This window comes from Dyella sp., from assembly GCF_035508675.1.
In the GTDB taxonomy this organism is placed as follows: Bacteria; Pseudomonadota; Gammaproteobacteria; order Xanthomonadales; family Rhodanobacteraceae; genus Dyella_B.
Genome location: NZ_DATJMN010000224.1, coordinates 1 through 6,142 on the forward strand (window position 1 = coordinate 1; position 6,142 = coordinate 6,142).

A 6,142-nucleotide genomic window follows, 5' to 3' on the forward strand; every position below is an offset into this window, starting at 1 on the left:
ACAGCGACGGGTACTCACCACGATGCTCTTGCACCATACGCACGGCGCGCTCGCGGACTTCCGGGGAGAACTTGTTCGATTTGTTCATGGCTCCATCTTCTCAAGAGTTGGAGCCTCCACCAATCCCGGGGCGATTCAATATCGCGATCCACGTGCATGGCGACGTTGGGGTTCGCATACGCTCACCACCAACCTACACGCCTCGATAGCGTGTACCTCTCGCTCGCCAGGATACGTTCCCTCCCCTGCGAAGTAGGGGAGGGCTAGGGTGGGGTGCGAGCGCAGCGAGCGGCAGGAGCCAACCATCGCCTCCATACTTTTCTCAGGAAATTCAGCTGTACGCTAAAGCCCAAGCAACCCCACCCCAACCCTCCCCTACTGCCGCAGGGGAGGGAGCAGATCTCCGCGAACAACAAACTTTGTGGCTCAAGTTAGTGCCATCCCTTAAGCCAGAATCGAAGCGCGTAGGTGGGTGGAGAGCGTGCGCGAACCCCAACCTTGCCGTGCAGATGGCGATGTTGGGGCTTGGCGTCGCCTCACCGCCAACCTACGAGGGATCGCGCCGTGACCTTAAGTTCGGAGCATTGGCGCTACCCGGACTTCAGCCCGGCTTACTCGTTCATGCGGCTATGGCGCATGCCGTAGCTGAAATAGATCACGCATCCCAACACCATCCAGATGATGAAGCGCTCGAAGGTGATCCACGGCAAACCGCCGATGCGATGCCAGCCATCGGTATCCGACCACGGCACCCCAAAGATCAGCAGCAACGAGAACAACACGCCCAGCGGCGACACCACCGCCAGCGCCGGCGCGCGGAAACTGCGCAGCACATGCGGCTTGCGGATGCGCAGCACCAGCACCGCCGTGCAAATGATGATGAAGGCGCTGAGCGTGCCGATGTTCACCAGTTCCGCCACTTCGCCGATCGGCAGCAAGCCGGCGACTATCGCGGTGAACACGCCGAGAATCACCGTCGGCCGTGCCGGCGTACCGAAGCGTGGATGGATATGCGCGAACCAGGCCGGCAGCAAGCCATCGCGTGCCAGTGCGAACCAGATGCGTGCGGCACCCAGCATGAAGGCAAACAGCACGCTGGTCACGCCGATCACCGCGGCCACCGCAATCGTCACGCTCAACCAATGCAGGCCGATGGATTCGAACGCCTGCGACACGGAAGCATCCCCGCCCAGGTTGCTGTAGGGCGTAATGCCGGTCAGCACCAACGACACCGCGATATACAGCACCATCGCCACCGCCAGCGACAGCAGCACCGCGCGCGGCAGGTCGCGTTGCGGAAATTTCGCCTCTTCCGCCGCCGTGGTCAGCGTGTCGTAGCCGAACACGGCAAAGAACACCACGCTGGCGCCGGTCAGCACGCCGGCCCAGCCGAAATGCCCCACACCCTGCGCATCGATCACGCGTGCCGGCACAAACGGCTGCCAGTTCGCCGCATGCACATAGAACGCGCCGACCAGCACCACCAGCAGCACGCCGATCACCTTGATCGTCACGACCAGGGTATTGAAGCGTGCGCCCCACTCCGTGCGAATGGTCAGCAGCGCCGCGACCAGCAATGACACCACGGCGGCAATCACATTGAAGCGATGCCCGTCGCTGGGCCCCGCGATGGCTTGCCCGCCATGTACGCCGAACAGCTGCTGCAGGTAATACTCCATGGTCTGCGCGCTCATGCTCTGCTGCGCCCATACCGGCAAATGGATACCCACCGAACCGAGCAGCACCTGCACATAACCGGACCAGCCGATCGCCACCACCGCGACCACCAGCGCGTATTCCAGCAGCAGGTCCCAGCCGATGATCCAGGCCACGAATTCGCCGAGCACCGCGTAACCATAGGTATAGGCGCTGCCGGTGACGGGAATCAACCCGGCGAATTCGGCATAGCACAGCGCCGCACACGCACTGCCCATGCCCGCGATGATGAAACTCAGTGCGACGGCAGGCCCCGCGTTGGCCGCAGCCTGCTGCCCTGCCAAGACGAAGATGCCAACCCCGATGATGCCGCCGATACCGATCGCCGTGAGCTGCCACAACCCCAACACACGGCGGAAATCGCCCCGCTGCCCCGCATCCGCTTGCAACTGTTCGACGGATTTATGGCGCAGCATCCTGCTCAGGACACTCATCGGCGACTCTCCTAAAACGTAAAGCGCCGATCATAGCGAAAGCGAGCACCCGCGACGGCTGCCGAAAGCACTATCCGACCATCCGTTCCTTGCTGCGACGCAACGCGTCGCCTGGGTCAGCGGCGATCCATCGAATATTTGCCCGGCCCAGTCAGGCACAGCAGCAGCAAGCCGCCAGCAATGCTCACGTTCTTGTAGAAATGAATCATGGTGTCCAGGCGCAAGCCACCGGTCAGCGCCCAGAAGCGGTGACCGATCAGGGCCGTGATCAAGGTGTACAAGCAAAGCAGGAAGGCCAGCGGCCGCGTATAGAAGCCGATCAGGATGGCCACGCCCACCACCAGCTCCATGATCAGCGCACTCGCGGAAGCAAGCGTGGCAAACGGCAACCCCACCGATTGCATGTAGCTGACCGTGCCCGAGAAATTCAGGAACTTGTCCCAGCCGAAGATCACGAACAAGGCCATCAGCAGGATGCGGGCAATCAGCAGAAGAACATCCTTGTAACGTTCGAACAGCGATGTGTATCGCATGATCATTCTCCTGTGGAGAACAACACGCGCCCGGCTCGGGCAACGCCAAGCCGGACGAACCCTCTGGCGCACACTATGGAACAAACCGCTGCATGTTCCAACTCATTGGCAGGCGGATTTCACGACTCGTTTCGCCTGGACGCACACTGGCCCGCAAACAGGGGCGAAAGCTGCTGCAGGGATGGCTCCCATTTCGGCAAAAACCCCTTGCGACGCCGCCGGGATGAAGTCCACGTACGCGGAATGCAAGCAAAGCCGGGATTTCATCACCCCGGAACCGGCCGAACTGTCCCATGCCGGCGCTCGTAGCCGGCCAGCAGCCATAACGCGACAGCGCCCGCTCCAAACACCAGCGCCATCGCCACGACGATTCGCACGTCCAGATGCGCTATGCCGAACCAGCGCCCGCTGATCGCCACCCAGCCAGCCGTTCCCGCCGTGCGCAGCAACTCCAGCCACTGGCCGATACGGCGTCCCTCCAGCAAAAAGCCAAGCGCCCACAAGCTGTACAGAAGGTACGCCGCATACGCTGCTGCCGGCGCCCATGGCATGTGCGGCGCCACATCAAGAAAATTCACGCCAACCAACAGCAGAAGCGCGAATTGCACAAGGCAATAAATCTTCAACGCCCGCGACAGCGGCGGGTTGTAGCGCGCATGCCGGATATCGAAGGGCCGTTTGGGAAAACGCGCGGCGACGTCCGCAGGCCGCCAACCCGGCGGCTTGACCCACACGCGCAGCTTGTCCAGCCCGTGCCGCGCATGCCAGCTGTCCTTGAGCATGGCCCAGTACACGTCCACATTCGCCCACAGCGGATTGCAGCTTTGCAGCGGCGCACGCGTGCCATAGACCGGCGGATCGCCGTCGTCCTCCTCGACAAACGTGCCGAACAGGCGATCCCAGAGGATCAAGATGCCGCCGTAATTGCGGTCGAGGTAACGATCGTTCACCGCATGATGCGCGCGATGGTTGGACGGCGAACAGAACACGCGATCGAACCAGCCCAGCCGGCCGATCACCTCGGTATGCACCCAGAACTGGTAAAGCAGGTCGATCAACGCAATGACGGCAAACACTTCGGTGGGATAACCGAGCAGCGCCATCGGCAAATAGGCGATCCAGCCCAGCAGGAAACCGCTGCCGGTTTGGCGCAAGGCGGTAGTGAGGTTGTAGCTCTCGCTCTGATGGTGCACGACATGCGCGGCCCACAACACGTTTACTTCGTGGCCCAAGCGGTGCAACCAGTAATAGAGCAGGTCGTAGAGCAGCACACCGCTGAGCCACACCCACACGCGGTTCGACGGCAAGGTCCATGGCGCCAGATGCGTGACGCACCAGCCGTAAACACCGATGGCGAACAACTTGGTGAAGACGCCGACGATCTGGGAGACCATGCCCAGGCCCAGGCTGTTGATCGCATCGTTGAGGTAGTAGACGTCGCGGCCGCGCCACTTGGCGATCAGCAACTCGATGCCGATCAACACGAAGAAACCCGGTATGGCCCAGGCCATGATGCGTTCCGGCGTGATCATCTCGGCCGCGTGCCTCCCCAAGGCGTGAAGCGCTTGGCGGCGAGTATATCGGCGGTACCGGCAAATGGCGGCGCGTTTTTATGTTGCTACGCCGCAAGTGGCGCCCTCCATGCTTGCCTGCGCCGAAGGTAGCCGCGTGGGTCACGCACAGCTGCGCAGGTGCGGCACACCGCCTCCAGGGGTGTGCCGCGGTAAGGATCATGCGGACCCTGGCGCCTTACCTGTGCAGGTCATACCGAAGCATGGCTGCACATTCGTTGAGAAAGTGGATGGCCACCAGCAAACTGGAATAGGTCGTCGCCGGTAACGGCCACGAAAGTGGCTGCACCGCTTCACCATCCGCCCAGGCTTCGCCGTAGGCATCGCTGTCAGCGAGTAGGCATGTGATGACAAGCTTCACATGCTCGATGCCAGCGATGGCGGAGACGATTTCCAGTTGCGTTCGCTCAACGTCGCCCACACCGTCCGGCGGAGCGCCGGGAATGTGGGTGAACGGATAATCGGGGAGCCCCGACTGACGTGCGGGTGCCGTATGATCTGGCTCAGCCATATCAACTAGTCTCCATAGTTGGTTGGTTAGCGGAGCGTGGGAGTGTCAGCTCTCACGTTCCGCGCTTCTCACAGCATTGCTGCCATGGCCATCGATGTCGCTACACAAGAGAGCATCGATGGCGAGCCGAACGTAGCAAATCGGCGAAACTACGTATGTAGGCGGTTGCCGTTTTGTGAATGCACGAAATGGCTTGAGCCGCGACGGGGTGACTGGACACGTCGCGAGGTGGTTGGAATCGCAAAGATCCGGCGCCTTGCAGGCAGCCTGGAAGTGAACACGGAAAAGGGGACGGAGCGGACCGGATGCCGCGCCAACCACGACTAGACTTCCCGACGTTGCTTTGCATGTAACACAGCGAGGAGTGAATCGACGCGCAACGTTTGTCGATGACGAGGATCGCGGGCACTACTTCCGCTTGCTGATGGAAAAGTCCAGAATGCTAACTTTTGATTGTATGGCAGAAAACGTGGGGAAACCTCAGAACCTGAACCTGTTTCGAAGTCCCATCCCCTTTACCTCAGGCTCTGACTCCTCTCATCTTTATTTAATAGAATTTTCGCAAAAATCCTCCTAAAGAAAACAAAATAAAAAACCGTGTAATAAGTCACCGCTAGCGACGTGGCAAGCCCAAAGTGATATTTTCCAAAAGACACCTCTATTAGAGCCAAGGGGACGGCAAACGCCACCCCAAGAATGACGAGTAGCGCCTGGTCTGGACATTTCAAGAGACGAAAATTAGACAAGATCTGATCTTGATTTCTTTTTATTAAAGACACGAGCAGCAATGCCGACAAAAAAACAAAAACCAAGAATACTGCAAAGGTATCAATATTGCTCAATAGTCGGATATTTTGTTTAGCCGCATAACACAGAAGCTCCAAAGGCTTGATAAACCAAAAAGCAGCGCCGCACAGAACCGTGAAGGTCGACGCTACTGGAGCCCAAAACAGTGCATATGCAACTGACTCACCCAACCTTAGATAGTTTTTGTAAGCGAAATAATAAAAAACGTACAACGGCCCTACAAAAAAGGAATATACCCAATAAAAAATGGCGCTCATACCTTTTTCCCGTATTAATCATCAGAAAACCAACCTCAACAATAAGACCATAACTACAAGCCAGCAGCAATGACCGCGGAGTGCTTTTCTTGAACTCGTATTTGTTGAACGAGCGGCGAGTTTTTGGATGTCACAAAGTTCGAATAGAAGAACGGGGTAAGAACAGGGTAAGAACAGGGTCACCATTTCGCTGCCCGAGTCAACACAAAAAAAGCTTCTCCGCCCTGAATCTATCAGAGTCTCGAAGACCCCATTGCAGCCAGTGATCGCTTGCCGTTGTGTTCAATGCGGTGCCAAGATCGCACCAGTCACC

At 58.9% G+C, this 6,142-nt stretch carries 5 protein-coding genes; all 5 read right to left on the minus strand.

The annotated features are described in order from the left end of the window. Nucleotides 1-611: 611 nt before the first annotated feature. Nucleotides 612-2,150: an amino acid permease gene (locus VMA74_RS12015; RefSeq protein ID WP_325367252.1), complete on the minus strand. Its 1,539-nt coding sequence runs from the start codon at nt 2,148-2,150 to the stop codon at nt 612-614. 116 nt (nt 2,151-2,266) lie between these two features. After that, complete coding sequence (locus VMA74_RS12020; protein WP_325367254.1) at nt 2,267-2,683, minus strand: DoxX family protein; 417 nt, start codon at nt 2,681-2,683, stop codon at nt 2,267-2,269. A 266-nt stretch (nt 2,684-2,949) separates the two neighbouring features. Next, on the minus strand, nt 2,950-4,194 hold the full coding sequence (locus VMA74_RS12025; protein ID WP_325367256.1) for a sterol desaturase family protein: 1,245 nt from the start codon (nt 4,192-4,194) through the stop codon (nt 2,950-2,952). 238 nt (nt 4,195-4,432) lie between these two features. Beyond that, complete coding sequence (locus VMA74_RS12030; RefSeq protein ID WP_325367258.1) at nt 4,433-4,765, minus strand: hypothetical protein; 333 nt, start codon at nt 4,763-4,765, stop codon at nt 4,433-4,435. Between the two features lie 515 nt (nt 4,766-5,280). Beyond that, nucleotides 5,281-5,829 (minus strand): hypothetical protein, encoded by a 549-nt coding sequence (locus VMA74_RS12035; RefSeq protein ID WP_325367260.1) that lies wholly within the window; start codon nt 5,827-5,829, stop codon nt 5,281-5,283. Between the last annotated feature and the right edge of the window lie 313 nt (nt 5,830-6,142).